We start from the raw sequence: 24,871 nt of genomic DNA on the forward strand, positions 1-24,871 counted from the left end.
GAGCGTGGTGAGCGTGGATGCCAGCGGCGTGCCGCGCTATGCCTTCCACGGCAACGGCGCGGCCGATCGTCAGATCACGCACGACACGCTGCCCGCCTTGCCGCCGGCCACTCGGGTGCTGCAGTTCGGGTCCTATGCGCTGGCGGTCGAGCCCGTGGGGAGTGCCCTGCGCGCCCTGGCCGCACGCGAGCGCGAACGGCGGCTGATCGCCTACGACCCCAACGTGCGCCTCAACGTCGAGCCTGACCTGGCGCACTGGCGCGTGGTGGTCGAGCAGATGGTGTCGATCGCGCACCTGGTGAAGGTGAGCGACGAAGACCTGGGCTTGCTCTACCCGTCGGAAACGCCGGAGCAGGTCGCTGCCCGCTGGCTCGCGCAAGGCGCCGCGCTGGTGGCGGTGACGCGCGGGCGCCACGGCGCGAGCGCGTGGACCCGGACTGCGCAGGCAAATGTGCCATCGCCCGAGACCAAGGTGGTCGACACGGTCGGCGCGGGCGACACCTTCCAGGCGGCGCTGCTGACCTGGCTGGACGAGCACGACGCGCTCACGCCGGATGCGTTGTCGGCACTGGACAGCGCATCGCTGGGCGCCCTGCTCCGATTTGCAGCGCGAGCGGCGGCCATCACGTGTTCGCGGCGGGGTGCGGATATGCCTCGGCGGGCCGAACTCGGGTGATCGATCGGGACGACTGGCAGCGGATCAGGCAGCGCCAGGACTTGCGCCCGATCAAGCCGAACTCGACTCGGGCGATTCCACCCTCTGCGCTCGCCATGCACAGAGACTGCCGACCGCAGCGAGCACCGTCGCCACCCCGAACATCGCCACATAGCCGAATCGCTGGGCGATCGCCCCACCCGCCAGCACACCGAGCACGCCGCCGAAGCCATAGCCGATCACCGTGAACAGCGCCTGCCCGCGCCCGCGCAGCCGACCCGGGAAGTGGCGCGAGACCATCGCGATGCAGGTCGTGTGGTGCGCCGCGAACGACAGCGCGTGCAGCGCCTGCGCCACCACGAGCGCCCAGAGCCACTGCCCGCACCCGGCCGTGATGCCCATGCGCAACACCGCGGCAATGCCGCATAACAGAAGCCATCGCGACATCGCCATCAACCCCAGCAACCGCCCCTGGAGGAAGAACCACGCGATCTCGGCCACCACCGACAGCGCCCACAACAAGCCGATCGTGCCTTTGCCGTAGCCGAGCGAATCGAGGTACAGCGACAGGAATCCGTAGACCGCGAAATGCGCCATCACATGAAAGAACAGCGAGACGAAGAACCAGCGCACCGCCGGCACGCGCAGCACCGGGCCGATCGGCTCCCGGGCCTGCGCGTGGGCTGCCACCGGCTCGCGCACGTCGGGCAAGCGCAGTGTCGCGATCAGCACGACGGCGAGCGTGCCGCCGGCCCATGCCGGAAAGTGCCGCATGCCGAAACGCTCGAACCATTCGCCGGCGAAGAACACGGTGACGAGAAAGCCGGCCGAGCCCCACAGCCGGATGCGCCCATAGCGACCCCAGTCTCCGGCGACCAGATGCGCCATCGCCGCTTCGGTCAGCGACATCATCGAGCTCGTGTGCGTAAACATCACGAGCAGCACCAGCCCGAGCCACCAGGCGCCGCCGTTCCACCACAGCCCGAAAGACGACACGAGGGCCACGGCCGCGCTGAAGCGCAGCAGCTTCACGCGCTGGCCCGTGTGGTCGCTCAGCGCGCCCCACGCGTAGGGCGCGAAGACGCGCGTGATCGACTGCACCGACGTCAGCAGGCTGATGACGAAGATCGGCAAACCCAGTTCCTTCAGCCACAGCGGAAGGTATGGGTTGAAGAAGCCGATATGGGCGAAGTAGCTCGCCGACAGCGCCGCAAAGGCCAGCAGGTGGCCGCGGCCACCTGCCACTTGCGGGGCGGACACTAGAGGAAGGACGCCTGGGGCGACGACGGATCTTGCGGCACGTTCACGTCACCGCATTGCGCGCGATTGCGCAGCGCGTGCTCCATCACGACCAGCGCCAGCATTGCCTCGGCGATTGGCGTCGCACGGATGCCGACGCAGGGGTCATGGCGGCCCTTGGTCACGACTTCGACCGGCTGGTTGTTGACGTCGATGGACTGACGCGGGCTGATGATCGAGCTGGTCGGCTTGATCGCGATGCTCACTTCGAGATCCTGCCCCGTGCTGATGCCACCGAGCACGCCGCCCGCGTTGTTGCTCACGAAGCCCTCGGGCGTGATCGAGTCGCCATGCGTGGTGCCGCGCTGCGTGACGCTCGCGAAGCCGGCGCCGATCTCGACGCCCTTCACGGCATTGATGCCCATCATGGCCCAGGCGATGTCGGAATCCATCTTGTCGAAGAGCGGCTCACCAAGGCCGACGGGCACCTTGGACGCGGTCACGCGGATGCGTGCCCCACAGGAATCGCCCGCCTTGCGCAGCGCGTCCATGTAGGCCTCGAGCTCGGCGACGTCGGCCACGGGCGCGAAGAAGGGGTTGTTGGGCACGTGGTCCCAGCTTTCGAAGGGGATCACGATGTCGCCGATCTGCGCCATGCAGCCGCGGAAGACGGTGCCGTACTTCTCGAACAGCCACTTCTTGGCGACCGCGCCGGCAGCCACCATCGGCGCCGTCAGGCGTGCCGAAGACCGACCACCGCCGCGCGGATCGCGAATGCCGTACTTCTTGAAGTACGTGAAGTCGGCGTGCCCGGGGCGAAACTGCTGCGCGATCTGGCCATAGTCCTTGCTGCGCTGGTCGGTGTTCTGGATCAGCAACGCGATCGGCGTGCCGGTGGTCTTGCCTTCGTAGACGCCGCTGAGGATCTGCACCGCATCGGGTTCGTTGCGCTGCGTGACGTGGCGGCTGGTACCGGGGCGGCGGCGGTCGAGGTCGCCCTGGATGTCAGCCTCGCTGAGCGCCATGCCGGGCGGGCAGCCGTCGATGACGCATCCGATCGCGGGGCCATGGGATTCGCCGAAGTTGGTGACCGCGAAAAGGGTGCCGAAGGTGTTGCCGCTCATGCGGGGGATTATCCCAACAAAGTCGCTTCCCCCTGGCGCGATCGGCGCGATCGTCAGTTGGCGTTCGCGCCGCCGAGAATTCCTTGCAGCTTCACCATCGAGCCGGTCCAGCCGTGGTTGTGCCCGTCGCGAGCGGCCTCGTCGAAGAAATCCTCGTGCTTCAGCGTCAGTTCGCTGCCGCGGCCGGCGGGCTCGATCAATACCGTGACCCTCGACACGCGCTCGGGCGTGGTAACCCACGACCAACTGAACACGAGCTTGCGGTCGGGCACGATCTCGCGGTAGAGGCCGCTGACCTCGTGCCGCTCGCCGTCGGCGGCGACCATCACGACACGAAAACCGCCGCCAATGCGCAAATCGACCTCGGCCACCGGCACCGAGACGATCTCCTCGGGCCCGAACCACTGCTTCAAAGCTTGCGGCTCGGTCCACGCCCGCCAGACTTTATCGGGGGTAGCGTCGAAGCGGCGTCGGAGGGTGAGCGAGGGGCGCTCTTCGTCGCGGGTGGCTGGGCTCGCCATGCGGTCTCCTCTTGGTGGTACAGGAAGCGGGCCAGCGCGTCGAGGCGGCCGGCCCAGAACCTTTCATAGCGCGACAACCACACGGCAGCCTCCTGCATCGGCTGGGGGGACAACTCGCATCGCACGATGCGGCCCTCCTTCGTGCGGGACACCAGGCCGGCGTTCTCGAGCACACGCAAGTGCTTCATGAAGCCGGTGAGCGACATGCCGTGCGGCTGTGCGAGTTCGGTCACGGTCAGCCCGCCCCCCTCCCCGAGTCGCTCGAGCACCGATCGGCGCGTCGAATCCGAGAGCGCGGCGAAGATGGCATCGAGCGTGCCGTCGTCAGAGTGAACCATACGGTTGAGTTTCGAAGCGCGGCAAGCCAATGTCAAGGCGATTCCGGGAACGGTTTATGCGTGCTGCGGCGCAGCATCCCACCTTCGAACTCTACCGAGGAGCGTGCATATGCTGGACCGAACCGATACGAAGTTTTCCCACGTCAAGCAAGGCGACACCGAGTACGTCTCGGGCGGGTTGCGAGACTTCTTCCTCTACCGCGACCTTGGCATCGCCGAGGCCACGAACGGCAAGGTGATCGCGCACCTCGTCAAGGCCAACATGGCACCGGAAACGGGCACCGGCTGGCACCGGCACGAGGCAGACTTTCAGATCGTCATCATGGTGAAGGGCTGGGCCCGCTTCATGTACGAAGACAAGGAAACACTGGTCGAAGCCGGCGACGTGGTGCATCAGCGTCCCGGTATCCGGCACTTCCTTTTCGACTACTCGCCCGACATGGAGTACCTGGAGATCGTGTCGCCGGCGGACTTCAAGAGCGTCGACGTCGAGCCCGCCTGCGAGGTGCCATCCCCCACGCCTTGGAAGTAGGCAACTCGGTCGCGAATTCCAGCGAGAGGTGACTCACTCTTCAGTCTTTCTTGAAGCTTCAGGCAATTCGGGCCGAAAATCCGGTGATGCCTACCCAGTCGCTTCCTCCCCTCAACCGCCAGTTCGTCGCCCATTTCGGAGAAATGGGCAGCAAGTGGGGCATCAACCGCACCGTGGGCCAGATCTATGCGCTGATCTTCATCTCGGAGCGGGCGCTCAACGCGGACGAGATTGCCGAGTTGCTGGAGTTCTCACGCTCCAACGTGAGCATGGGCCTGAAGGAGCTGCAGGCGTGGCGGCTGGTGCGCCTGCGCCATCACCCGGGCGACCGGCGCGAGTATTTCGAGGCACCTTCCGACGTATGGGAGATTTTCCGCGTACTGGCCGAGGAACGGCGCCGGCGCGAGATCGAGCCCACGCTGTCGATGCTGCGGATGGCGCTGCTCGAAGAACCCTCGTCCGACGAGGAACGCCATGCCCAGCAACGCATGCGCGAAATGCACGATCTCATCGACCGGCTCATGAAGTGGTTCGACGACGTGCAGCGCCTCGCCCCTGAGACCGCCATGCAACTCATGGGCATGGGCGCCACCGTGACCCGGGTGCTCGGGCTCAAGGACCGGCTGACCGGCGCCAAGGAAAAGAAGCCGGCCTCGTAGCGCTACGGCTTGTTCAGTTTGTCTCGACGAATGGCCTCGTCGTCCATCAGCTCGTACCACATCGCATTGAGCACGGCGAAGGTCGCGGCAAGGGGCAGTCCCAGGATCCAGGCGAAGTACCACATGAGTGAAATCCTTGGTTGAATCTTGAAGAGTGGATCAGTAGGCGTGGCCGCGGTCTTCGCTGATCGCGTCGGCGTCCACCTTGCCTCGGAGCACGTAGTAGACCCAGCTCGTGTAGGCCAGGATGATGGGAATGAAGATCGCTGTCACGACCAGCATGATGAACAGAGTCAGGTGGCTCGACGACGAGTCGAACACGGTGAGACTGGCGCGCGGATCGATCGACGAGGGCAGGATGAACGGGAACATCGAGACACCGACGCTGAGGATGATGCCGGCGATGCTCAGCCCGCTGGCCATCAAGGTCAGCATCTCGGCGCGCATGCGCAGTCCGAGCAGCGCGACGAGCGCGCCACCCAGCCCCAGCGCGGGGACAACATAGAGCCAGGGATACGCCGCGTAGTTGGTGAACCAGGCGTTCGCGTGCACTTCGACGGTTTTCAGCATGGGATTCGAAGGACCGTCAGGCGGCAATGAGCTCGTGACGCGATAGCCGTCCACGAACGACCACAACATGAATCCGGCGAGCGCATAGAGGACGACCGTAGCCACTGCAGCAACGCTTCCGTAGGCACGCGCGCGCTGGGAGACAAGCCCCTGCGTCTTCAATTGAAGCCAGGCGCTGCCGTGCATCACGAGCATGGCCACGGACACCAGCCCGCACAGCAAGGCAAACGGATTCAGCAGGCCGAAGAAGGAGCCGTCGTAGAAGATGTGCATGTCCGTCCCGAAGCGAAACGGCACGCCCCTGAGCACGTTGCCCATGGCCACGCCGAAAATCAGCGAGGGGACGAAACCACCGATGAACAGGGCCACGTCCCAGCGCGCCTTCCAGCTCGCGTCCTCGCGCTTGCCCCGGAACTTGAAGGCCACCGGGCGCAATATGAGTGCGACCAGGATCGCAAACATTGCCAGGTAGAAGCCGGAGAACGAAACGGCATAGAGCTGTGGCCACGCCGCGAAGATCGCGCCGCCACCGAGGATCAGCCAGACCTGGTTGCCCTCCCACACGGGGCCGACGCTGTTGATGATCACGCGACGCTCGAGGTCGTTGCGTCCGGCAAAGGGCAGGAGCATGCCGGTGCCGAGGTCGAAGCCATCGGTCACGGCAAAGCCGATCAGCAGCACGCCGAGCAGCAGCCACCAGACGACGCGCAGGAATTCGTAGGAAAGCAGTGTGTGCAGGATCATGGTCGTCGCTCCGGGTTCAGTCGGCGGAATGGGGCGTGATCCGAAGTGCGGCCAGCTCGGGGTCTGCTTCGGCGCGGTACACCGAGGGCGCGGGCACGGGATGTTCCTTGGGCCCCTTGCGGATCGCCTTGAGCATGAGCTTCATCTCGATCACGAAAAGGATCGTGTAGATCAGCACGAAGCCGAGGATCGTGATGAGCAAGGTGGTGGCGCCCAGGTTCGACACGGCCACGGCCGTAGGCAACACGCCTTCGATGACCCACGGCTGGCGCCCGACCTCGGCCACGATCCAGCCCAGCTCGGCGGCAAGCCACGGCAACGGAATGGCAAAGACCGCCACCCTGAGAAGCCAGGGGTAAGCGTCGAGCTTGCGTCGCGCGGAGAGCACGAAGAAGGTGGCCGTGAGCACGATGAAGAACATCCCGAGCCCCACCATGATGCGGAAGGACCAGTACAACTCCGCCACCGCCGGCACCGTGTCTTGGGCGGCCTGCGCAATCTGCTCGGGCGTCGCCTTGCGCGGATCGTCGACATAGCGCTTGAGAAGCAGCGCATAGCCCAGGGCGTGGCCGTTCTGCTCGAAGATGTTGCGGGCCGATTCCGGCACCGCGCCCGTGCTGCCGGCTTCGCGTATCTGCTGGAGGGCGTCGTAGGCCGAGATGCCGACTCGGATGTTCAGCTCGGCACGATGCACCAGGTCGTCGATGCCGGGGATCTCGGTGGTCAGCGAGCGCGTGCCGATCAGCCCCAGCAGCATCGGGATGTGAACGGCAAAATGCGTCTCGCGGGTCCGCTGGTCGGGGAAGCCGAAGGCAGTGAATGCGGCCGGCGCCGGTTCGGTCTTCCACATTGCTTCCAGTGCGGCGACCTTCATCTTCTGGTGTTCGGTGGAAAGGTAGCCGCTCTCGTCGCCCAGCAGCACCACCGAGAGGGAGGCTGCCAGGCCGAACGAAGCCGCTACCGTCATCGAGCGCTTCGCGAGCTGCAGATGGCGGCCCTTCAGCACGTACCAGGCGGACACGCCTAGCACGAAGATGGCGGCCACCGTATAGCCCGCCGACACGGTGTGCACGAACTTCGCCTGCGCTACCGGATTGACCAGCACCGCGAAGAAGTCCGTCACCTCCATGCGCAGGGTCTGCGGATTGAAGGCCGCACCCACGGGGTTCTGCATCCAGCCATTGGCAATGAGGATCCACAGCGCCGAGAAGTTGGAGCCGATGGCCACCAGCCAGGTGACGATCAGGTGGGCCACCTTCGACATCTTGTCCCAGCCGAAGAAGAAGAGCCCGACGAAGCTCGCTTCGAGGAAGAAGGCCATCAACCCCTCGATGGCCAGCGGTGCGCCGAAAACGTCGCCCACGTAGTGGCTGTAGTAGCTCCAGTTCATGCCGAACTGGAACTCCATGACGATGCCGGTTGCCACGCCCATCGCAAAGTTGATGCCGAAGAGCACCCCCCAGAACTTGGTCATGTCGCGCCAGATGGTGCGGCCGGTCATCACGTAGACCGTCTCCATGATCGCGAGGATCACGGCCAGGCCAATGGTCAGCGGGACAAACAGGAAGTGGTACAGCGCCGTGAGGGCGAACTGCAAGCGTGAGAGGGCGACGATGTCGAGGTCCATGGGGTTCCTTTCGTGTTCTTGCGTATCGCTCGTATCTCAGTCCGGCCGCAGCGCGCTCAGTGCCGCATCGAAGGCCGGCGTACCGCGCTTCAGGTCGGCCACGATGCGGCCTTCCTTCATGCAGACCAGGCGGTCCGCCAGCGCGGCCTCCCGCCGCAGGTGGGTCGCGATCAGGAGCGTGCGACCGGCGGCTTGGACCTCGAGACGCTGCAATACATCGTGCGCAGTCGCAGTGTCCAATGCTTCGGTGGGCTCGTCCATCAGCCAAAAGGGTACGTTTCGCAGCAGCAGCCGTGCCAATGCCAAGCGGCGCGACTGGCCGCCGGAAAGGCCCAGTCCGCCCTCGCCGAGCGGGGTATCGAGGCCCGAGGCCATCGCTCCCACTTCATGCGCGAGACCGGCTGCGTGCAGCACGCGCCAGATGCGGGTGTCGTCCGCTTCAGCGTTGCCCAGCTTGAGGTTGTCGCGGAGGCTGTCCTGGAAAAGCTCCGTGCGTTGCGTCAGGAGGCAGTGCGGCTGCACGAGCATTTCGCCGCGCTGCAGCGGCAACTCGCCGGCCAGCGCTGCGAGCAAGGTGGATTTGCCGGCGCCGCTGGGGCCAATGACCGCCACGCGCTCTCCGGAGGACAGGGTCAATGAGACCTCATGCAATGCGGCTGTCCGACTGCCGGGATGCGCAACGGTGGCTCGGGTCAGTTGGAGTGCTCTTCCCTCGCCGGGCAAGCCGGGCGCCGTCGGCACGGCCAACAGAGGTTGCGCCATGCGCGGAGCCAGCCGCCTCGCCGCCAGCCATGCACGGCCCGCCTCGAGCGCACCGCGACGCAAGGCTGCGAAGGGCTCGACGGCGGTCAGCGCAACCAGCAGTGCGAGTGCCGCCGCCGGCGCGCCAATGGTGCCCTCGCCGACAAGCCAGCCCACTGCGACCAGCACCACTGTCAAAGTCAAGGTGCCGGCCATGCCGTAGGCCACGCCAGCGCCGGCCTCCAGACGATTGAGCCTCAGGTCGGCTTGGGCGAGATGACGATCCGCCGCGGCGAGCGCGTGCCGCTGGGCATCGATCCGGCCGGCCATGACCAGTTCCGTCTGGCCTGCCACCAAGTCCACCGCGCGGGCGCGCAAGGCTTCCAGCGCCTGCGCGCGCCGGATCGACGCCGGCCTCGCATGAGCGGCGACCAGCACGGCGATGCCCCAGCCGGCACCTATCAACCAGAGCACCAGCACGACGCCCATCCATGGACGCATGAAGCCGAGGACGATGCCCGCCAGCATCGCGGCGCCCAGCGCGGCGCCAGCCGGGACGAGCATGCGCAGGTAGAGCGACTCGAGCGCATCGATGTCGGCCGTGAGGCGGAACAGCAGGCGCGCAGGACGCGCCAACAACTGGCGCGCGGCATCGGGGCGCGCCCAACCGCGAAAGAGACGCTCTCGCAGGGCGGCCAGCACGGCAAACGTTGCATCGTGCGTGACGAGCCGCTCGCCGTATCGCGACCCGGTGCGGCACAGCGCGAGCAGACGGATGCCTGCGGACGGCATGAACACGTCGAAGCGAATCGCCGTCAGGGCGTTGAGGCCCGCGAGCGCGGTCGCGGTGATGAACCATCCGGAAAGCCCCAGCAGCGCCATGCCCATGAGCACGGTGAGCGCGGCCATCGCCGCGCCGAGCACGAGCCGGCCTGGCTCCGCCAGGAACAGAAGGATGACCGGGCGAAGGTCTCGCCAGAGCTTCATGCGGCCTCCTCTTCGGGCACGGCATGCAAACGAACCACTCGATGCATTCGCGAGGCGAGCACGGGATCGTGAGTTGCCACGATCAACGTCCTGCCGCGCGCGAGTTCAAGCAATGCGTCGGCCACACGCTCCGCGGTCTGGGTGTCGAGGTGGGCGGTCGGCTCGTCGACCAGCAGCAGATCGGCACCGGGATTGGCGGCCAGGCGCGCAAGCGCCAGCCGCACGGCCTCGCCGCCGGAGAGGCCGGTGCCGCCCTCCCCCAAAGTGTTGCTCGGATGCGCCTGGGCAACGTCATCCAGGGCGGCGAACTGCATCGCGGCTTCGACCTGCGCCGCACGGACGTGCGCACGGCCCATTGCGACATTGGCCTGCACCGAACCCGCAAACACGTGCGGCTTCTGGCCCATCCACGCCATGCGACCGCGCAGCGCCACGACCGTGCGCTCCGACAGCGGCACGCCGCCGATCACGATCTCCCCCTGCTGCACCGGCACAAGGCCGGCGATCAGGCTGAGAAGCGCCGTCTTGCCGGAGCCGCTCGGCCCCATCAGCGCGACATGTTCGCCAGGGGCCACGCGCAAATCGCTGCCCGCGAACAAAGCGGCCTCACCGGGATGCGAGAAATGCAGTCCATGTACACGCACGGAGGGCGCGCCGGCCACGGACAGGCCTTGGGGCGATGCACTTGCCTGCGCGCCGGGCAGCGGCACGCCGTCACGCGCCAGTCGATCGAGCGAATCCAGCGCGGCTTCTCCGGCCGCGCGGTCATGCCACACCGCCGACAGTTCGCGCAGTGGCTCGAAAAATGCAGGTGCCAGCAGCAGGATGAACATGCCCTGCCCCAGGCTCAATCGCGCGCCCCAGGTGCCGAATTCGAAAGTGCCCAGCAGATGAAAGCCGACATACGCCGCCACCATGGCGACACCCAGCGCCGAGAACAACTCCAGTACGGCAGAGGAAAGGAAAGCGATGCGAAGGACCGACATCGTTCGCTCGCGCAGGCTCTGGGCTGCCTCACCGAGCCGCCGGGCGGTGGCATCGACGGCGCCAAGGGCGCGCAGCGTTGCCAAGCCCCGAAGACGATCGAGCAGGAAGGCGTTCATGTCTCCGACTTCGTTCATCTGCGCCTCGCTGGCCGCCTTGGCACGCCAGCCGATGATGGCCATGAAGATCGGGATCAGCGGCGCCGCGATCAACAGCACGAGCGCCGCCACCCACGACAGGCTTGCCACAGCCACCACGATCACCAGCGGGACCAGCATCGCGCGCCAGCGGGCTGGGCCATAGCGCACCAGGCAGGGCACCACCGCCTCGGCCTGCTCGGCGATCACGCTGGCGGCGAGTCCCGAAGCGGGCCGTGCACTGTCGAGCGGCGAACGCGCTGCCAGCGCAGCAGCCACGCCCTCGCGCAATCGGGACAATTGCAAGCGAGCGGACGCATACACGCGACGCATGCCCCAGGCCTCCCACGCCGCTCGCATCGACCCCAGCAGCAGAATGCCTGCCGCAGGCCACAACACCGCAGCGATGCCTTCGCCGTCACCCAGCCGCTGCACCGCCCACGCAAGCAATGCCGCTTGCGGGATCCACAGCAGCGCGGCAAGACCCTGGACCAGACTTGCCAACCCGGGAGAGCCAAGGGAACGAAGGCCAGAGGTCGATGCGGGTGGATTCACTTTTTGAATTCGTGTAATTTCAGTATTTACTGAAAACTCGTCAATCATAAGAGATGTCACGCTGCGTCGGCGATCTTCGCCGCAAAGCCCTCGACAAAATGCCATATCCCCATGACGTAACCGCTAAGCTCAGGTGTCGATCGACGGAGAACGCCAATTGAAGATCCTTTCCATCACGCCGACCTACTTCCCGGAGATCGGGGGTATCGAATCTGTCGTGCGTGAACTCGCGATGTGCATGTCGCGCGGCGGCACGCAGGTCGACGTGGCCCATGTCTCGGCCAACCATTCGGTCTTCTCGGCGAGCGAGATGGACGGGATCAAGGTGTTCAGGGTGCCGGTCACGGGCAATCGGCTCGTCGGCTATGCGCGAGGGCTGGGCCGCCTCGCTTCCGGCTACGACCTCCTGCACGTGCACGATCCGCAACTGATGATGCTGACCGGCAATGTTCTTCTCCAGTGCCGGAACATTCCCGCGATCCTGAGCCCGCATGGCGGGTTTCATCACACCGGACAGCATCAGGCGTTCAAGCGACTGCATGAACGCTTCCTGATGCGCAGGATGCTGCGCCACTACCGCAAGATCCTGCCCGGAAGCGATTCCGACATGGCGTATTTCGGCGCCTTCTCGGACAACATCGAGAAGAGCGAACCCGGCATCAGCTTCGCCAAGTTCCAGAATGGCCGCAGCACCGGTGCGCCAGACCCGACCCGGTGGATCTACTGGGGCCGCTGGTCGCGCAACAAGCGCATCGACGCGGTCATCGACACGGTCGCGATGGCGAGGGACAACGGCATCGCGATCGACCTGCTGATCGCCGGGCCCGACTTCGACAAGCTCGGCGAATCATTGCAGGCGCGAATCGACGCTCTCCAACTGGGCGGCTCGGTCCGCATGCATCCCTACATCGAGGACGCCGCGCTCATGCAGGAACTGCAGCAGCGCACCGTGTTCATCACCGGCACCGAGTACGAAGGCTTCGGCATCGGCATCGTCGAGGCGATGGCGGCCGGCAAGATCGTGGTCTGCCGCGACATCGAGCCGATCAAAGGCTTCGTCGACAAGTCCGAGACCGGCTTCTTCCTCGACTTCGACAACGGCCCGCAGGATCTCGCCATCGTGCGCGAGATCACCGGCATGGAGCCCGCGCGCTGCGAGGCGATGTCGTTGGCCGCCCAGCGCAAGGCCAAACGCTACGACTGGGAATCCGTGGCCATGCGCTTCGCGGAACACTGCGCGAAAGCAGTCTCCGGACAGGGCCAAGCCGACGCCTTGCGCGCCCGCTAGCTCGAGACCACCAGTCCGCAGGCCAACAGGCCTGCGAACAGGCCCAGCACCGCACGCCAGGTGGCCGGCCGCGATTCGACCCAGCGATGCAGGAGCAAGGCCGCCGCGATCGACAGTGCAAAGGTCGCCAGCAGGCCAAGCATGTCGATCCATGGCGTCGCAGGCATCAGATGACTCACCGCGGCGCTCACCAGCAACAGCACGGGGAAATGGATGAGAAACAGCGAATACGAGATGCGCCCCAGTTGCACCAGCGGCTCGCCCATCGAAGGCCAGGCGGAAGGCTTCAGGCCATTCGAGTGCTGGACGATGGCGACACCCAGGGCAGTGACCAGTGCCGTCGCGATGCGGCTGCGCCAATCGAGCGCCAGCGCCGCTGCGCCGAGCAGTGCGAGCAGCACGACGGCAAAGCCCCAGGTGCTGGTCCGCGTCGCCCGGCCGATCCAGAACACCAGCATGCCCAGCCCGTAGGAGCCGAAGAAATACAGCGCGGTGGAGTCGAGTTCCTCGTGGCGATTGAAGATCGCGAGCGAAGCGATGACCAGTGCCAGTACGAGCCCGGCGGCGACCCAGCGCGATCGGTCGGGCCGCACGGACCATCGCCGCTGCATCAGTTCGGAGAAGGCAATCGCAGCGAGCGCGAGAACGAAGAGTTGGAAATCGATGGCGACGTACCAGACGCCGGTCGACAACGCGTCGTAGCCGAGCAAGTCCTGCAGCAACAGGCCATGCGCCAGCAGTTGCGCCATGCCGGGCGGTGCGGGCACGGCCTCGTCGTCGAGCCAAGGACGAACCAGGGCGGCGACCAGCACACAAAAGATCAGCGCCACGAGATACGGCATGACCAGCCGCCCGTAGCGCTGGAAGACGCGCACCACCGGCCGATCGACGCGCAGGATGCCATCGGGGGCGAGGCTTCCCGCCGCCAGAAAACCGGCCAGCACAAGAAACACCTGAACCGCCAGGCGTCCATCTTCCGCCAGCCAGCCGAAGAACGCGGGCGCCAGCGACGAGGCGCCTTCCGGCATCGGGCCGTAGCGCGAGAGGTGATGCCCCACGATCACCGCGCAAGCGATCCCCTTCACCGCATCGAGCAGCGGCATGCGTCCCACGGCGGTTGGCACTGGAGTGCCCATTGTCAGGCGCTCAGACCGCAAGTCTGCGGCGCGCGTCCTGGTATTCGCGCTTGAGCTTCTCGATGAAAGCGGCAGCGCTCGCCACCTCGGTGACAGCGCCGATGCCCTGGCCCGAACCCCAGATGTCCTTCCACGCCTTGGCCTTGCTGCCTTCGCCGCCGCCGAAATTCATGGTCTTCAGGTCACCCTCGGGCAGGTTGGCCGGGTCCATGCCCGCTGCCACGATGCTCGGCGCCAGATAGTTGCCGTGCACGCCGGTGAACAGGTTCGAATAGACGATGTCGTCGGACGTGCCTTCGACGATGGCCTGCTTGTACTCAGCGCTCGCTCGCGCTTCTTCGGTCGCAATGAAGGCCGTTCCGATGTAGGCGAAGTCGGCGCCCATGGCCTGCGCCGCCAGCACTGCACCGCCGGTGGCGATGGAGCCCGAGAGCGCGATAGGGCCGTCGAACCACTGGCGGATTTCCTGCACCAGCGCGAAGGGGCTTTTCACGCCCGCGTGGCCGCCGGCACCGGCAGCCACGGCGATGATGCCGTCGGCGCCCTTCTCGATTGCCTTCCTCGCGAAGTTGTTGTTGATGATGTCGTGCAGCGTTACGCCGCCATAGCTGTGGACCGCGTCGTTGACATCGGTGCGCGCGCCGAGCGAGGTGATCACGATCGGCACCTTGTACTTGACGACCATTTCCATGTCGTGCTCGAGCCGGTCATTGCTCTTGTGCACGATCTGGTTGATGGCGAACGGGGCTGCCGGCTTGTCCGGATTCGCCTTGTTGTGAGCCGCGAGCTCCTCGGTGATTTCCGCGAGCCAGTCTTCGAGCTGCGACGCGGGTCGCGCGTTGAGCGCCGGCATCGAGCCCACCACGCCCGCCTTGCACTGCGCGATCACCAGCTTGGGGTTGCTGATGATGAACAACGGCGAGCCGATGATGGGCAACGGCAGATTGGCGAGCACGGGCGGCAACTTGGACATGAGGTCTCCGAGGAAATGTTGGATGAAGCTTTATAGGGTCATGCGCAGGCCGCGCCCGTCCGCTGAGTGACAGGCGCGGCGTACGCGTTCAGAAGGATTCGAGAGCGAGCGCGGTGACGCTGTCGGCTCCATCGACGATGCTGTCGCGAAGGCCCGGCGCCTTGTTCAGGATGTGCTCGGCATAGAAGCGCGCAGTGGCGATCTTGGCCTTCATGAAGGCCACGTCAGTCCCGGCCTTCGCCAGGTCTTCTGCGATCAGCAGGGAGCGCGCGAGTTGCCAGCCCACGACCACATTGCCCGCGAGCATCAGGTACGGCACGCTGCCCGCGAACACGGCGTTCGGCGATGCCTTGGTCTGGCCGGCCACGAACTCGACCACGTCGACGAACGCTTCGCGGGCGGCCTTCAGGCGTCTTGCCATTGCCAATGCATCGGGCGTGTCGCGCTTCGCGAGTTCGGCTTCGGTCTTCTCGATCTGCGCGGCGATCGCCTTCGCGGTCTGGCCGCCGTCACGCGCGGTCTTGCGGCCCACGAGATCGTTGGCCTGGATCGCGGTCGTGCCCTCGTAGATCGTCAGGATCTTGGCGTCGCGCAGGTACTGCGCCGCACCGGTCTCCTCGATGAAGCCCATGCCGCCGTGCACCTGCACGCCAAGCGAGGCCACTTCCAGGCTCATCTCGGTGCTATAGCCCTTGACCAGCGGCACCAGGTATTCATAGAAGGCCTGGTTCTGCTTGCGCGTGTCGGCATCGGAGTGATGGTGCGCCGCGTCGTAGGCAGCAGCCGCCACGGTGGCCATCGCGCGGCAACCCTCGGTGTAGGCACGCATCGTCATCAGCATGCGCTTCACGTCGGGGTGATGAATGATCGGCGCGCTGGCGTTGAGCGAGCCATCGACCGGGCGACTCTGCACGCGATCCTTGGCATAGCCCACTGCATGCTGGTAGGCGCGTTCTGCAATGGCGATGCCCTGCATTCCCACCGCATAGCGGGCCGAGTTCATCATGATGAACATGTATTCCAGGCCGCGGTTTTCCTGGCCGACCAGGTAGCCTACCGCACCGCCGTGGTCGCCATATTGCAGAACGGCGGTTGGAGACGCCTTGATGCCCAGCTTGTGCTCGATGCTCACGCAATGCACGTCGTTGCGCGCACCCAGCGAGCCGTCCTGGTTCACGAGGAACTTGGGCACCACGAACAGACTGATGCCCTTGACGCCCTCGGGCGCTCCGGTCACGCGCGCCAGCACGAGATGCACGATGTTCTCGGCCATGTCGTGCTCGCCGTAGGTGATGAAGATCTTGGTGCCGAACACCTTGTAGGTGCCATCGGGCTGCGGCTCGGCACGGCTGCGCACCATCGCGAGGTCGCTGCCTGCCTGCGGCTCCGTCAGGTTCATCGTGCCCGTCCACTGGCCGCTCACGAGCTTCTCGAGGTAAGTCGCCTTGAGTTCGTCCGAGCCGGCCGTGAGCAACGCCTCGGTCGCGCCGTCAGTCAGGAGGGGGCACAACGCGAAGCTCATGTTGGCCGAGTTCAGCATCTCGCCACACGCCGCGCCGATCGTCTTGGGCAGGCCCTGTCCACCGAAATCTGCCGGGTGCTGCAAGCCCTGCCAGCCGCCCGCGACGTACTGCGCAAAAGCTTCCTTGAAGCCAGGGGTCGTCGTGACCTTGCCGTCCTTGAACGAGGATGGTTCCCGATCGCCCGCCACGTTCAGCGGTGCGACCACATCCTGGTTGAAGCGTGCGCATTCCTCGAGCACGGCCTGTGCGGTTTCGAGGCCGGCTTCTTCGAGGCCCGGCATCTGCGAGACCTGCGCGATGTTCGCGAGGTGCTCGATGTCGAACAGCATGTCCTTGAGTGGAGCGATGTAGCTCATGTTTGTCTCCTATGGCCCTGCGGCCGAATGCGAACCGATGCGAAAAAAAAGGCATCGCGAACGATGCCCTTTGGCTCGAACATCGAGTGGGGGTCTATCTCAAAGTGCCTTGACCAGTTCCGGCACGGCCGTGAACAGGTCAGCCACGAGGCCGTAGTCGGCCACGCTGAAGATCGGGGCCTCTTCGTCCTTGTTGATCGCCACGATCACCTTGGAGTCCTTCATGCCGGCCAGGTGCTGGATCGCGCCCGAGATGCCCGCTGCGATGTAGAGCTGCGGCGCGACGATCTTGCCCGTCTGCCCCACCTGCCAGTCGTTCGGGGCGTAGCCCGCGTCCACGGCGGCGCGGCTCGCGCCCAGGCCCGCGTTGAGCTTGTCCGCGAGAGGCGCCATCACCTCGGTGAACTTCTCCGCGCTGCCCAGCGCCCGGCCGCCCGAGACGATGATCTTGGCCGCCGTCAGCTCGGGGCGTTCGCTCTTGGTCACCTCGCGGCCCACGAAGCTCGACTTGCCGCTGTCGGCCACGCCGTCCACGGTCTCGATGGCTGCGCTGCCGCCGGTGGCGGCTGCCGCATCGAAGCCCGTCGTGCGCACGGTGGCGACCTTGATGGAGTCGGAACTTTGCACGATGGCAATGGCGTTGCCGGCATAGATCGGGCGCTCGAAGGTGTCCGGGCTGTCCACCTTGGTGATGTCGCTGATCTGGGCGACGTCCAGCTTGGCGGCAACCCGTGGCGCCACGTTCTTGCCGTTGGCCGTGGCCGGGAACAGGATGTGGCTGTAGTTCTTGGCAATGGCGAGAACTTGCGCTGCAACGTTCTCCGCGAGGTTCTCGGCCAGGCTCGGGCTGTCGGCCACGATCACCTTGGCAACGCCGGCCACCTGGGCAGCGGCCTTGCCGGCTTCGGCGGCGTTGGCACCGGCCACCAGCACGTGGACATCGCCGCTGGCACAGGCAATCCCTGCGGTCACGGTGTTCAGGGTCGCCGGCTTGAGCGTGGCGTGGTCGTGTTCGGCAATAACAAGTACGGTCATGTCGTTCTTCCTCAGATCACCTTGGCTTCGTTCTTCAGCTTGTCCACCAGCGTGGCGACATCGGGCACCTTGATGCCGGCGCCGCGCTTCGGGGGCTCGGAGACCTTGAGCGTCTTCAGGCGCGGCTTGACGTCCACGCCGAGGTCCTCGGGCTTCACCGTGTCGAGCTGCTTCTTCTTGGCCTTCATGATGTTGGGCAAGGTCACGTAGCGCGGCTCGTTCAGGCGCAGGTCGGTGGTGATGACCGCGGGCAGCGAAAGGGAGATGGTTTCCAGGCCGCCGTCGACTTCACGGGTCACGCTGACCTTGTCGCCGGAGACTTCGACCTTGCTGGCGAAAGTCGCTTGCGGCAAGTCAGCCAGTGCCGCCAGCATCTGGCCGGTCTGGTTGGCGTCGTCGTCGATGGCCTGCTTGCCCAGGATGACCAACTGGGGCTGTTCCTTGTCGACCAGCGCCTTGAGCAGCTTGGCCACTGCGAGGGGTTGCAGCTCTTCGGTGGTCTCGACCAGGATGCCGCGATCCGCACCGATGGCCATGGCAGTGCGCAGGGTTTCCTGGCACTTCGCATCGCCGCAGGACACGGCGATGATTTCGGTGGCGACGCCCTTCTCCTTCAGGCGCACCGCCTCTTCGACGGCGATCTCGTCGAAGGGGTTCATGCTCATCTTGACGTTGGCGATGTCCACACCGGTGCCGTCGCTCTTGACGCGCACCTTCACGTTGTAGTCGACGACCCGCTTGACGGGGACCAGGATCTTCATTGGTTTGACTCCATTGAATTGCGAAACCGGGGGGTGCAGGGCAGCCAGAGATTTTAGGCGCCGGCCTCTGCGCGAACTGTCCATTTCAATCAGGCAGACCGTCACCGCGGAAAAACGAACGATCGTGCTTTTTTGCAATTATAGGCGAGGCGGGTCCGCTGGAATCACAACAGGTGGTAACGATTCGACGTGCACCACGCGCCGAGGGCCGGCGATGACGATTCCGGCGTCGCGCAGGCCTTGGAGAATCGCTGTGTTGATGGCCGACCGCAAGTTGTCCCTGCCCTTGTCCGGATCGGACACCCAGAGGTTGAGGCTGAACTCCAATCCGTCCGGCACGAAGTTGAGCAGGAAGGCCACCGGCGCCGGGTCGGTCATCACGCGCGGTTGCGCGACCGCGGCTGCACACAGGATCTCCTGCACTTTCGCGACATCGCTGTCATACCCCACCACGATGTTGGTCGTGATGTTGAACTTGAGATCGGCCAGCGAGAGGTTCTCGACCCGACTCGTGATGAGCGATTCATTGGGCACGATCGACTCGCGCCCGTTGCCCGCGCGCACCAGCGTGTAGCGCGTCTTGATGTCGGTGATGCGGCCCTCGAATCCATCGACACGCACGTTGTCACCGATACGGATCGACCGCTCGAGCAGGATCACGAACCCGCTGACGTAGTTGGCCGCGAGCTTCTGCAAGCCGAAGCCCAGACCGACGCCCAGCGCACCGCCCAACACCGAGAGCGCCGTCAGGTCGACCCCCACGGCCGACAAGGCGAACAGCATGCCGATCAGCAGCAGCAAGGCACGGACCGCATTCGACGCCACCTTGCGCATTGACAGGTCATGCACCGCTTCTTGCAGGATGCGCTTCTCGATGGTCGACGAGATCCACAGTGCAATCACGAGAACGAGCCCGGCCGACAGGACGCCGCTGAAGATGGTGCGCAAGCTCACCCGCGTCCGGCCAAAGCCCAGCGTGATCTCATCGAGTTCAGCCAGCACCGGCGGCAGCAGCCCGATGATCCAGAGCACGGCACCGATCCACGCGAACCACCAGATGGTCCGCTCGACCAGCCGCGCCAGGGCGGAAGCCGGAAAAACGGCGCGCAATACGAGCGCAAAGAAACGAATCACCGCGAGCGAGAGGAACACCGGCACCGCGATGCGCAGCACGAACACCGGCTGGAACGTCAAGGTCCCGCGTCGCGCAAGATCGGTGAGCACCAGCGCCAGCAACGGGAAGAGCACGCCATCGAAGGTCCGCGCGCCGAACCAGATCGAATCCTTCGGCTGATCCCGCCCGAACCAGCGGCATGCGGCCCACGCCGCCCCGACGCAAGCGACCAACACGACGACCTCAATCCACACGCTCTGCGCATGGATTTCACTGAATCTTTGTGTAAAGACGCTGAAATCCATCGGTTGGGGCTAGAGATCCGCCAGCACCCGCAGATGCTCTTCGACGCTGCGGGCCAGGGCGTCAAGGTTGTAGCCGCCTTCGAGCATCGACACGATGCGCCCATGGGAGTGCCGTCGCGCCACATCGACGATGCGGCTCGTGATCCAGCCGAAGTCTTGCTCGTTGAGCCTGAGCTGGCCCAGGTCGTCGTCCCGGTGCGCATCGAATCCGGCACTCACGAAGATCATCTCCGGCTTGAATTCCTCCAGCCGCGGCATCCAGCAAGCCTCGATCAACTCGCGCACGTCCATGCCACGCGTGTAGGCCGGCACCGGAAGGTTGAGCATGTTCGGCGCCGGATGCTCCGTACCGCTGTATGGATAGAACGGGTGCTGGAAGATGCCGACCATCAGCACGCGCGGGTCGTTGCTCAGGATGTCTTCGGTGCCGTTGCCGTGGTGCACGTCGAAGTCGACGATGGCAACGCGCTTCAGCCCGTGCTCTTCGATGGCATGGCGCGCGGCGATCGCGACGTTGTTGTAGAAGCAGAAGCCCATTGCCTTGTCGCGGCAGGCATGGTGGCCGGGCGGGCGCACGGCGCAGAAGGCGTTGTCGATCGCTCCCGAAATCACGGCGTCGGTCGCCGCAATCGCGGCGCCGGCGGCGCGGCGCGCCGCCAGGACGGTGAAGCGGGTCAACGCGGTGTCGGGGTCGATCTGCGCATGGTCCGGGCCGCCGGCCGGTGCATCCTCGATCAGGCGCTGGCTCAGCGTTTCAAGATGCTCCATGTGCGCAACGCTGTGTGCGCGCGTGATTTGCGGCAGCGTGGCAAGCGGCACTTCACCGCGCTCCAGCGCGTCGCCGACCCCGGTGACGAGCAATCTGTCTTCGATCGCGTCGAGCCTCGCGGGGCACTCCGGATGGCCGGGCCCCATGTCGTGCTTCCAGCAATCGCGGTGTGTGAAATAGCCGGTTTTACCCATGGATCGACTCGCGTCGTAGCCTCACGCGGCATGGGGCCGCAAGGCTTACGGTATTGTTTGCATATGGATACAAAAATGGACGTCGCCGCGAAGCTCGCCAGTTTGCTCGGGCAGCTTAACACGGTGATCGTGGGCAAAGAGGCCCAGGTACGCGATTGCGTGGCCTGTTTGCTGGCGGGCGGCCACCTGCTGATCGAGGACGTTCCGGGCGTCGGCAAGACCACCCTGGCGCATGCCCTCTCGCACACTTTCGGGCTGCAGTTCTCACGGGTGCAGTTCACGGCCGACCTGATGCCGGGCGATCTTTCGGGCGTGGCGATCTACGACCGGGGCCAGCAGGCATTCGTTTTCCACCCCGGACCGATCTTTGCCCAGGTGCTGCTGGCGGACGAAATCAACCGCGCGAGCCCCAAGACCCAGAGCGCCCTGCTCGAGGCGATGGAGGAAAAGCAGGTCACCGTCGAAGGCGAGACGCGCCCGCTCCCCACGCCCTTCTTCGTGATCGCCACGCAGAATCCGCACGACCAGTTGGGCACCTTCGCGCTGCCGGAGTCGCAGCTCGACCGCTTCCTGATGCGGATCTCGCTCGGCTACCCGGACCGTGCGGCCGAACGCGAGCTGCTCGCCGGCGCCGATCGCCGCGAGATGCTGGCATCGCTGCCCGCCTTGCTGACGGCAGGCGAACTCACCGCGCTCCAGCAACGCGTGCTGCAGGTGCATGCCGCCGAGCCTCTTCTGAACTATGTGCAGGACCTGATTGCCGCCACCCGTTCCGGTCGGTGGTTTCTTCAGGGCCTCTCGCCGCGCGCCGGAATCGCGGTGCTGCGCGCCGCCAAGGCGCAGGCGTTGCTCGCCAATCGCGACTACGTGGCGCCCGACGATGTCCAGGCGGTGCTGCCGCAAACCATCGCGCACCGCCTGACGCCCGTCGGAGATGCCGGCCGCGGCGCGGTCGAGCAAGTGCGCGCCATGACCGCGGCGGTGCCGCTGCCGTGAAAGCGCCGGCGCTGGCCCGCGCGCGGATCGCGCGCCCCCTTGCGCCGCTGCGTTCGCGTATCGACCGTTGGTTCCTGTCGCGCCGGCCGCCGTCCGACACGCTCGAACTCACCCAGCGCAACGTCTACATCCTGCCGACCAAGGCGGGCTGGATGCTGGCCGCCACCCTGCTCCTGCTGCTGGTCGCGTCGATCAACTACCAGCTCAACCTCGGCTATTTGCTGACCTTCCTCCTGGCGGGCAGCGTCGCTGTCGGCATGCACGTGTGCCATGGGACGCTGCGCGGCCTTGCGCTGCGCCTGATGCCGCCCGAGGCCCAGTTTGCGGGCGCCGCCGCCGTCTTTCGCGTGGTGCTGACCAACACACGGCGCGCGACACGCTACGGCGTCGGGCTGGCCGTCCACCGGAGCGGGCAATGGTCGTGGAGCGACGTGCCCGCCCAAGGGAGCGAAACGGTCGAGGTGGCTTTCAGGCCCGAACGGCGTGGTCTCCATCCCGTGCCGACACTCACGGCGGAAACCAGGTTTCCACTGGGGACCTTCCGGGTGTGGACGGTCTGGCGCCCGGCGTCGCAGATGCTGGTGTATCCGGCCCCGGAAATGAATCCACCGCCGTTGCCCCCAGGCGAGCCGCTGGCCGGGCAGGCCGCGTCGGCCCCGACGCGCACCCACATGGCGGGCGAATACGACGGCGTTCGCGCCTACCGGCGCGGCGATCCGCTGAAACTCGTCGTCTGGAAGCGCGCCGCACAAGCCCAGGCCACGGGCTCCGAGGACCTGGTCAGCAGGGACACGCAACAGGCGCAGCGCCAGGAGCTCTGGCTGGATGCGCAAGGCACGGGCCTGCCAGGCACCGAGGCGCGCCTGTGCCGCCTCTGCGCCTGGGTGCTCATGGCCGACCGCCTGGGCGTCGACTACGGATTGCGCGTCGCCGGGCGCACGGTCGCGCCGTCGCAAGGCGAAGCGCACAAGCGGCGGTGCCTGGAGGTTCTGGCGGTATGTTGATTCCCCGGCTCCAGAACTTGCCCAGGGACGCCCGGGACACCCTCTTCCTCTTGGCGGTCATCGGCCTCATCCTGCTGCCGCAGGTGCCCAACCTGCCTTGGTGGTGCAGCATGCTCGCGGCCATCGTCCTGCTGTGGCGCGGCACCTTGGCCGTGCAGGCCAAGCCCTTGCCCGGCAAATGGTGGCGCGCCGCCCTCCTCGCCATCACGCTGGTCGCCACATATTCGACCCACCGCACGCTGCTCGGCCGCGATGCCGGCGTCACGCTGATCGTGATCCTGCTTGCGCTCAAGACGCTGGAACTGCGCGCACGACGCGACGCGTTCGTGGTCTTCTTCCTGGGCTTCTTCACGATGCTCACGAACTTCTTCTATTCGCAATCGCTGATGACGGCATTCGCGATGTTGCTCGCCTTGCTGGGCCTTCTGACCGCGCTGGTCAACGCCCATATGCCCGTCGGCAAGCCGCCGCTGGCCCAAGCCGCGCGCACCGCGGGATGGATGGCACTGCTCGGCGCGCCGATCATGCTGGTGTTGTTCATGCTCTTCCCCCGCATGGCACCACTGTGGGGCACGCCCAGTGACGCCATGGCCGGGCGCACCGGCCTGTCGAACACGATGCGCGTGGGCACCATTGCGGAACTCGCGCTCGACGAAGGCATCGCCGCGCGCATCCGGTTCGATGGCGATCGCGTCCCGCCGCGGGCAGCCTTGTACTTCCGCGGACCCGTGTTGTCGCGCTTCGACGGCCGCGAATGGACCGCCCTGCCTCCGTTCTCGCGTGGCTCCATTCCGCCAAGCCTCCGCGTGCGCGGCGAGGTGAGCAGCTACGAAGTCACCCTGGAACCCACCAACCGCGCCTGGCTGCTGACCCTCGACGCCACTGCGGACAAGCCCAATCTCTCCGGCTATGAGATCTTCGGCACGCCCGAGTTGCAATGGATCGCGACGCGCCCCATCAGCGATCTCGTCCGCTACCGCGCCAAGAGCTTCACCCAGTTCCAGAGCGGTCCCCTGCGCCGTACGGCCGGGCTGCAGCCCTATGTCGAGTTGCCTCCAGGCTCGAACCCGCGCACCGTCGCGCTCGCGGCGCAGATGCGCCGCGACCCGGCGCTGGCGGGCGCATCCAGCCAGGCTTTCGTCCAGGCCGCACTTCAACGGCTTCGCACGGGCGGCTATTCCTACACGCTCGAACCCGGGCTCTATGGCGACGACACCGCCGACCAGTTCTGGTTCGACATCAAGGCCGGGTTCTGCGAGCACATCGCCTCGGCCTTCGTGGTGCTGATGCGCGCGCTCGACATTCCGGCGCGCATCGTCACCGGCTACCAGGGCGGGGAAGTCAACAACGTCGACAACTACTGGGTGCTGCGCAACAGTGACGCTCATGCATGGGCCGAGGTCTGGCAGGAAGGAGCGGGCTGGGTGCGCGTCGATCCGACCGGCGCCATCTCGCCCGATCGCGTCGGCCAGTTTCGTCGGCTCGCGCCACAGCCTGGCCTTCTCGCCGGCGCCATGGAGGCAATGAACCCGACGCTGTCGCAGACCCTGCGCGCCACCTGGGAGGCTGTCAACAACGGCTGGAACCAGTGGATCCTCAACTACACGCAGAGCCGGCAATTGGACCTGCTCAAGAACATCGGCTTCGAGGCGCCCAGCCTGCAGGATCTCGTGGTCGTGCTGCTCGCGCTGATGGTGGCCGCCAGCCTCCTCGGCGCCGCCTGGACGCTGTGGGAGCGAAGCCAGCACGACCCCTGGCTGCGCCTCCTCGGTCAGGCTCGGGCGCGGCTGAAGCAGGCGGGCATCGACGTGCCCGAGGCAACGCCCCCGCGCCAGATGGCAGCGCGGCTGGACGAGCGCTTCGGCTCGGGCGCGCAAGCCGCGCGCGACTGGCTGATCAGGCTCGAGGCCCAGCGCTACGCGAAGTCGCCGGGCGATGCCCTGTCAGCCCTGCGCGCCGAATTCCGACGCCTCTCATGGCCCCGCTGAAACCACTTGTGTCCAC

The 24,871-nt window shown here is 66.0% G+C and carries 23 protein-coding genes; 7 read left to right on the forward strand and 16 right to left on the reverse strand.

What is annotated here, in order from left to right:
• Positions 1-676 (forward strand): PfkB family carbohydrate kinase (locus tag QTH97_RS30950; RefSeq protein ID WP_286572422.1); only part of this gene is annotated, 676 nt, incomplete at its 5' end.
• Positions 677-727: 51 nt separating this feature from the next.
• Here QTH97_RS30950 and QTH97_RS30955 read toward each other — a convergent pair.
• From QTH97_RS30955 to QTH97_RS30970, 4 genes are read right to left on the reverse strand one after another with little or no spacing between them, the layout of a single operon-like run.
• Entirely contained in the window at positions 728-1,915 is a 1,188-nt protein-coding gene (locus QTH97_RS30955; protein ID WP_444813496.1) for an MFS transporter, read from the reverse strand.
• Complete coding sequence (gene aroC, locus QTH97_RS30960) at positions 1,915-3,018, reverse strand: chorismate synthase (RefSeq protein ID WP_286572423.1); 1,104 nt, start codon at positions 3,016-3,018, stop codon at positions 1,915-1,917. Before aroC ends, QTH97_RS30955 begins: the two co-directional genes overlap by 1 nt.
• Before the next feature lie 53 nt (positions 3,019-3,071).
• Entirely contained in the window at positions 3,072-3,539 is a 468-nt protein-coding gene (locus QTH97_RS30965; protein ID WP_286572424.1) for an SRPBCC family protein, read from the reverse strand.
• Positions 3,428-3,877, reverse strand: coding sequence for an ArsR/SmtB family transcription factor (locus QTH97_RS30970; RefSeq protein ID WP_286572425.1), 450 nt, complete (start codon positions 3,875-3,877; stop codon positions 3,428-3,430). Before QTH97_RS30970 ends, QTH97_RS30965 begins: the two co-directional genes overlap by 112 nt.
• 109 nt (positions 3,878-3,986) lie before the next feature.
• On the opposite strand from QTH97_RS30970, the gene QTH97_RS30975 reads away from it, so the two are divergent.
• Together QTH97_RS30975 and QTH97_RS30980 are read left to right on the forward strand one after the other, a co-directional pair.
• On the forward strand, positions 3,987-4,409 hold the full coding sequence (locus tag QTH97_RS30975) for a cupin domain-containing protein (protein WP_286572426.1): 423 nt from the start codon (positions 3,987-3,989) through the stop codon (positions 4,407-4,409).
• Positions 4,410-4,495: 86 nt separating this feature from the next.
• Entirely contained in the window at positions 4,496-5,068 is a 573-nt protein-coding gene (locus QTH97_RS30980; protein WP_286572427.1) for a GbsR/MarR family transcriptional regulator, read from the forward strand.
• A gap of 2 nt (positions 5,069-5,070) precedes the next feature.
• Here the strand turns inward: QTH97_RS30980 and cydX are convergent, their stop codons facing one another.
• From cydX to cydD, 5 genes are read right to left on the reverse strand one after another with little or no spacing between them, the layout of a single operon-like run.
• Positions 5,071-5,193 (reverse strand): cytochrome bd-I oxidase subunit CydX, encoded by a 123-nt coding sequence (gene cydX / locus QTH97_RS30985; RefSeq protein ID WP_286572428.1) that lies wholly within the window; start codon positions 5,191-5,193, stop codon positions 5,071-5,073.
• A 34-nt stretch (positions 5,194-5,227) separates the two neighbouring features.
• On the reverse strand, positions 5,228-6,382 hold the full coding sequence (cydB, locus tag QTH97_RS30990) for a cytochrome d ubiquinol oxidase subunit II (RefSeq protein ID WP_286572429.1): 1,155 nt from the start codon (positions 6,380-6,382) through the stop codon (positions 5,228-5,230).
• Between the two features lie 16 nt (positions 6,383-6,398).
• Complete coding sequence (locus tag QTH97_RS30995; protein WP_286572430.1) at positions 6,399-8,009, reverse strand: cytochrome ubiquinol oxidase subunit I; 1,611 nt, start codon at positions 8,007-8,009, stop codon at positions 6,399-6,401.
• A gap of 36 nt (positions 8,010-8,045) precedes the next feature.
• Complete coding sequence (locus tag QTH97_RS31000) at positions 8,046-9,737, reverse strand: amino acid ABC transporter ATP-binding/permease protein (protein ID WP_286572431.1); 1,692 nt, start codon at positions 9,735-9,737, stop codon at positions 8,046-8,048.
• Entirely contained in the window at positions 9,734-11,461 is a 1,728-nt protein-coding gene (gene cydD, locus QTH97_RS31005) for a thiol reductant ABC exporter subunit CydD (protein WP_444813497.1), read from the reverse strand. The genes QTH97_RS31000 and cydD overlap by 4 nt, the downstream gene beginning before the upstream one ends.
• Before the next feature lie 109 nt (positions 11,462-11,570).
• Between cydD and QTH97_RS31010 the strand changes: the two genes are divergently transcribed.
• Entirely contained in the window at positions 11,571-12,701 is a 1,131-nt protein-coding gene (locus QTH97_RS31010; protein ID WP_286572433.1) for a glycosyltransferase family 4 protein, read from the forward strand.
• Here QTH97_RS31010 and QTH97_RS31015 read toward each other — a convergent pair.
• The 7 genes from QTH97_RS31015 to QTH97_RS31045 all read right to left on the reverse strand — a co-directional run bounded on the left by QTH97_RS31015 (position 12,698) and on the right by QTH97_RS31045 (position 20,867).
• Positions 12,698-13,837 carry an acyltransferase family protein gene (locus QTH97_RS31015; RefSeq protein ID WP_286572434.1) on the reverse strand — a complete coding sequence of 380 codons (1,140 nt, stop codon included), beginning with the start codon at positions 13,835-13,837 and terminating at the stop codon, positions 12,698-12,700. The two genes, QTH97_RS31010 and QTH97_RS31015, sit on opposite strands and share 4 nt — an antisense overlap.
• Positions 13,838-13,847: 10 nt before the next feature.
• Positions 13,848-14,810 (reverse strand): NAD(P)H-dependent flavin oxidoreductase, encoded by a 963-nt coding sequence (locus tag QTH97_RS31020; protein WP_286572435.1) that lies wholly within the window; start codon positions 14,808-14,810, stop codon positions 13,848-13,850.
• A gap of 88 nt (positions 14,811-14,898) precedes the next feature.
• The gene (locus QTH97_RS31025) at positions 14,899-16,689 is read right to left on the reverse strand and encodes an acyl-CoA dehydrogenase (RefSeq protein ID WP_286572436.1); all 1,791 of its coding nucleotides are present in this window, start codon (positions 16,687-16,689) and stop codon (positions 14,899-14,901) included.
• 99 nt (positions 16,690-16,788) lie between these two features.
• Positions 16,789-17,724, reverse strand: coding sequence for an electron transfer flavoprotein subunit alpha/FixB family protein (locus QTH97_RS31030; protein ID WP_286572437.1), 936 nt, complete (start codon positions 17,722-17,724; stop codon positions 16,789-16,791).
• Positions 17,725-17,735: 11 nt separating this feature from the next.
• The gene (locus QTH97_RS31035; RefSeq protein WP_286572438.1) at positions 17,736-18,485 is read right to left on the reverse strand and encodes an electron transfer flavoprotein subunit beta/FixA family protein; all 750 of its coding nucleotides are present in this window, start codon (positions 18,483-18,485) and stop codon (positions 17,736-17,738) included.
• A gap of 138 nt (positions 18,486-18,623) precedes the next feature.
• Positions 18,624-19,904, reverse strand: coding sequence for a mechanosensitive ion channel family protein (locus tag QTH97_RS31040; protein ID WP_286572439.1), 1,281 nt, complete (start codon positions 19,902-19,904; stop codon positions 18,624-18,626).
• 9 nt (positions 19,905-19,913) lie between these two features.
• The gene (locus QTH97_RS31045) at positions 19,914-20,867 is read right to left on the reverse strand and encodes a histone deacetylase family protein (protein ID WP_286572440.1); all 954 of its coding nucleotides are present in this window, start codon (positions 20,865-20,867) and stop codon (positions 19,914-19,916) included.
• Between the two features lie 75 nt (positions 20,868-20,942).
• Here QTH97_RS31045 and QTH97_RS31050 point away from each other — a divergent pair, with 75 nt between their 5' ends.
• The 3 genes from QTH97_RS31050 to QTH97_RS31060 are packed head-to-tail and all read left to right on the forward strand — an operon-like array spanning position 20,943 to position 24,855.
• Positions 20,943-21,863, forward strand: a complete 921-nt coding sequence (locus QTH97_RS31050) for an AAA family ATPase (protein ID WP_286572441.1) — start codon at positions 20,943-20,945, stop codon at positions 21,861-21,863.
• Positions 21,860-22,867: a DUF58 domain-containing protein gene (locus tag QTH97_RS31055; protein WP_286572442.1), complete on the forward strand. Its 1,008-nt coding sequence runs from the start codon at positions 21,860-21,862 to the stop codon at positions 22,865-22,867. Before QTH97_RS31050 ends, QTH97_RS31055 begins: the two co-directional genes overlap by 4 nt.
• Positions 22,861-24,855 (forward strand): transglutaminase TgpA family protein, encoded by a 1,995-nt coding sequence (locus QTH97_RS31060; RefSeq protein WP_286572443.1) that lies wholly within the window; start codon positions 22,861-22,863, stop codon positions 24,853-24,855. Before QTH97_RS31055 ends, QTH97_RS31060 begins: the two co-directional genes overlap by 7 nt.
• Positions 24,856-24,871: the final 16 nt, after the last annotated feature.

Source organism: Variovorax gracilis (assembly GCF_030317115.1).
Lineage (GTDB): Bacteria > Pseudomonadota > Gammaproteobacteria > Burkholderiales > Burkholderiaceae_C > Variovorax > Variovorax gracilis.

Excerpts from the sequence above, each read along its gene's own strand:
- aroC (WP_286572423.1), bottom strand. The coding sequence starts at position 3,018 with ATGAGCGGCAACACCTTCGGCACCCTTTTCGCGGTCACCAACTTCGGC.
- QTH97_RS30965 (WP_286572424.1), bottom strand. The coding sequence starts at position 3,539 with ATGGCGAGCCCAGCCACCCGCGACGAAGAGCGCCCCTCGCTCACCCTC.
- QTH97_RS30970 (WP_286572425.1), bottom strand. The coding sequence starts at position 3,877 with ATGGTTCACTCTGACGACGGCACGCTCGATGCCATCTTCGCCGCGCTC.
- QTH97_RS30975 (WP_286572426.1), top strand. The coding sequence starts at position 3,987 with ATGCTGGACCGAACCGATACGAAGTTTTCCCACGTCAAGCAAGGCGAC.
- QTH97_RS30980 (WP_286572427.1), top strand. The coding sequence starts at position 4,496 with ATGCCTACCCAGTCGCTTCCTCCCCTCAACCGCCAGTTCGTCGCCCAT.
- cydX (WP_286572428.1), bottom strand. The coding sequence starts at position 5,193 with ATGTGGTACTTCGCCTGGATCCTGGGACTGCCCCTTGCCGCGACCTTC.
- cydB (WP_286572429.1), bottom strand. The coding sequence starts at position 6,382 with ATGATCCTGCACACACTGCTTTCCTACGAATTCCTGCGCGTCGTCTGG.
- QTH97_RS30995 (WP_286572430.1), bottom strand. The coding sequence starts at position 8,009 with ATGGACCTCGACATCGTCGCCCTCTCACGCTTGCAGTTCGCCCTCACG.
- QTH97_RS31000 (WP_286572431.1), bottom strand. The coding sequence starts at position 9,737 with ATGAAGCTCTGGCGAGACCTTCGCCCGGTCATCCTTCTGTTCCTGGCG.
- cydD (WP_444813497.1), bottom strand. The coding sequence starts at position 11,461 with ATGATTGACGAGTTTTCAGTAAATACTGAAATTACACGAATTCAAAAA.
- QTH97_RS31015 (WP_286572434.1), bottom strand. The coding sequence starts at position 13,837 with ATGGGCACTCCAGTGCCAACCGCCGTGGGACGCATGCCGCTGCTCGAT.
- QTH97_RS31020 (WP_286572435.1), bottom strand. The coding sequence starts at position 14,810 with ATGTCCAAGTTGCCGCCCGTGCTCGCCAATCTGCCGTTGCCCATCATC.
- QTH97_RS31025 (WP_286572436.1), bottom strand. The coding sequence starts at position 16,689 with ATGAGCTACATCGCTCCACTCAAGGACATGCTGTTCGACATCGAGCAC.
- QTH97_RS31030 (WP_286572437.1), bottom strand. The coding sequence starts at position 17,724 with ATGACCGTACTTGTTATTGCCGAACACGACCACGCCACGCTCAAGCCG.
- QTH97_RS31035 (WP_286572438.1), bottom strand. The coding sequence starts at position 18,485 with ATGAAGATCCTGGTCCCCGTCAAGCGGGTCGTCGACTACAACGTGAAG.
- QTH97_RS31040 (WP_286572439.1), bottom strand. The coding sequence starts at position 19,904 with ATGGATTTCAGCGTCTTTACACAAAGATTCAGTGAAATCCATGCGCAG.
- QTH97_RS31045 (WP_286572440.1), bottom strand. The coding sequence starts at position 20,867 with ATGGGTAAAACCGGCTATTTCACACACCGCGATTGCTGGAAGCACGAC.
- QTH97_RS31050 (WP_286572441.1), top strand. The coding sequence starts at position 20,943 with ATGGACGTCGCCGCGAAGCTCGCCAGTTTGCTCGGGCAGCTTAACACG.
- QTH97_RS31060 (WP_286572443.1), top strand. The coding sequence starts at position 22,861 with ATGTTGATTCCCCGGCTCCAGAACTTGCCCAGGGACGCCCGGGACACC.